The organism is Acidovorax sp. LjRoot204 (genome assembly GCF_056175785.1).
The window spans coordinates 1-2,251 of the sequence record NZ_JBGFFF010000301.1; the positions used below are offsets into that span (position 1 = coordinate 1).

A 2,251-nucleotide genomic window follows, 5' to 3' on the forward strand; every position below is an offset into this window, starting at 1 on the left:
ACGCGGGCCTTCGTAAGCGCGCTGCCGCGCCAGCGGATACGGCGGGGAGGTCAAGATCAAGGCGACGTCGAGGTCTGCCCCCAGCTTGGGGAAGACCGACTCGTGCCGGGCCCAGATGGCCAGGCCGAGCTTGGTGGAGAACGCCAACAGGGCGGCGCCATCGGGCGCCTGCTGGGGCATGTCCTGCGTGCGCTGGCGCACTCGCCAGGCGCCACGCTCACCTGCCGGCTCCACCAGACCAAGCGACTTCAAGGTCTGCTGGGCCCAGCGAATGCGGCGCTTGACCAGGTTCCGGGGCTTGGCGGCCCTGCCTACCGGCTCCCGGGCCGTCATTTCGGTGTCCGACAGGCCCAGATCTGCCTGAACCCGGGCATAGAGCTGGTCATTGCTCAGCTGCCCGTCCGGGCTGCCGGCATACGCGCGGGAAACCGCGGCGGTGAACAGGTCCAGCTGGGCTGCAGAGCTACCTTTCATGGGAGCAAAATATTATTGGCTATGGCCTAACTTTCGTTATAGTATCTTTCCATAGCGCGGCGTCAAGCACTATTTGTAATGTCACCGGAGAGTCCGTTCATGGCGATCTACGTCGATCAGGAAGTTGAGAACGCAATGCAGCTTTACGGCCGCATGGTCCCGGCTTCGCACTTGTTCACGGATGATCCCGACCTGTCAGCCCTGCACACGATGGCTGAACGCCTTGGCCTGCAACGGCAGTGGTTCCAGTCCAATCCGAGACACCCGCACTACGACCTCACGCGCGGCCGGCGAAACGCCGCTGTGCTGCTGGGCGCTATCGAAGTCGACGAAGCGAAAGCGGTGGAGCTGCTGCAGCGTCGCCGTGAACGCCTGCGAGCACCCGCCATGGAAGTGCTCTACGGCACGCCAGAACAAACGGAGGGGTTGGGCCCTCGGCCCTGACGCCCTCTGCGAATTTCACCAATCATCACCAAGGAGCTTCACCGTATGTACTCCAGCATCTTCCGCGTCGCCTGCCTCAGTCTCGGTTTGCTTGCCATCCCCGCCTCTGCGATCGCTGCCGATGCGGCGCCGGCGCCGGCGAGCTCCGAGAGCTACGCCAGCCTGTTCTCGGCGCATCGCGCCTGGGTGGAGCAGGGGATGAAGCAAGAGACGCGATGGGTGAAGGTCGGGCAGGACGACAGGGACGTGCTGTACGTCGACATGGCCCGCTACAGCGCCGACTACGTGGCCAAGCAGACGCTGATCGTGCAGAAGCTGGTGCCTACCAATCCGGCTCAGCGCACGATGGTGAACCAGAACCTGATCAGCTGCGCGGACAGGACCTTCCTGATGGGCAGGAAAGAGATCCTGGACGACAGGGAGAACGTCGTTCACGTCCAGCCCGGCGCCAAGGGCGCGCTGAAGCCGGCAGCAGACACGCTGCCCGGCACGCTGATCGCCTGGGTTTGCGGCTAACAAGCCTCGCGCCATCTAGCGCTCCTTCCGTCCAAGCAGGTTCGACGCATGCACACGCCATCCCCACACGCACAGACGCCGATTGCCGACCCGCTCAAAGGGGCTATCACGGTGCCGGGCAGGGACTGCCGCGTTGCCAGCCTCATGACGCTGCTGGAGCGCTACAACTACCGCTACGGAAGTGAGGTTCAACTGCATGAAACGCTCAGCAAGGTGCTGAGCGCCGCGCATATCGACCATGTCCGCGAATTCCGCCTGGATAGCCGTAATCGTGCGGACTTCTGGCTGCCCCAGCCCGCAAGCGAGCGGGGCATCGTGATCGAAGTGAAAGTCGACGGCACGCTCGCTGATGCGCTTCGCCAGGTCGGCCGCTACATCGCCCTGCCGCAGGTCGCCGGCGTATTGCTGGCCAGCTCCGTGCGCTGGGCGGCGTTCGCCCTGGAGGAACAGCCCCACTGGGGCGGAAAGGCCTTTGAGGTCGCTTATCTACGGAGGCAATGCCTGTGACGTTCTTCTATGGGACGGTGAAGCGCCAGGACCGCAACTGGGAGGTCTTCTGCGAGCCGCAGGTGCGCGCACGGCTCAAGCGCGTATTTCCCCGCGCTCCCCAGCACGCGGCGACCACGCTGCCGCTGCTGGCCACGCCGGAGAACAGCCGCGAGCTGCGCTGGTTCATGTCCCGCTATCCCATGGATATGAGCCCGCAGGACGCGCTGGCACTGAATGAGCTCGCGGACCGCCACGAAGACCGGGAACAATCCCTGGCTGAGCTACTGGCCGGGCGCATCGAGCTACCCGCCTTCGAGCTGGCCAAGCC

At 64.6% G+C, this 2,251-nt stretch carries 4 protein-coding genes and 1 pseudogene; 4 read left to right on the forward strand and 1 reads right to left on the reverse strand.

Annotated elements, in window-relative coordinates; all coding sequences use genetic code 11:
* The coding region (locus AC04MI_RS24745; RefSeq protein ID WP_476498992.1) for a winged helix-turn-helix domain-containing protein at positions 1–474 on the reverse strand (474 nt) is incomplete at its 3' end.
* A 99-nt stretch (positions 475–573) separates the two neighbouring features.
* Between AC04MI_RS24745 and AC04MI_RS24750 the strand changes: the two genes are divergently transcribed.
* From AC04MI_RS24750 to AC04MI_RS24765, 4 genes and pseudogenes are all read left to right on the forward strand, one after another.
* Entirely contained in the window at positions 574–918 is a 345-nt protein-coding gene (locus AC04MI_RS24750; protein ID WP_436001526.1) for a DUF4031 domain-containing protein, read from the forward strand.
* Between the two features lie 45 nt (positions 919–963).
* Positions 964–1,434 carry a hypothetical protein gene (locus AC04MI_RS24755; protein ID WP_436001524.1) on the forward strand — a complete coding sequence of 157 codons (471 nt, stop codon included), beginning with the start codon at positions 964–966 and terminating at the stop codon, positions 1,432–1,434.
* A 48-nt stretch (positions 1,435–1,482) separates the two neighbouring features.
* On the forward strand, positions 1,483–1,941 hold the full coding sequence (locus tag AC04MI_RS24760; RefSeq protein WP_436001522.1) for a hypothetical protein: 459 nt from the start codon (positions 1,483–1,485) through the stop codon (positions 1,939–1,941).
* Positions 1,938–2,251 (forward strand): annotated as a pseudogene (locus AC04MI_RS24765) (DEAD/DEAH box helicase); the annotation flags it as partial. The gene AC04MI_RS24760 and the pseudogene AC04MI_RS24765, both read left to right, overlap by 4 nt.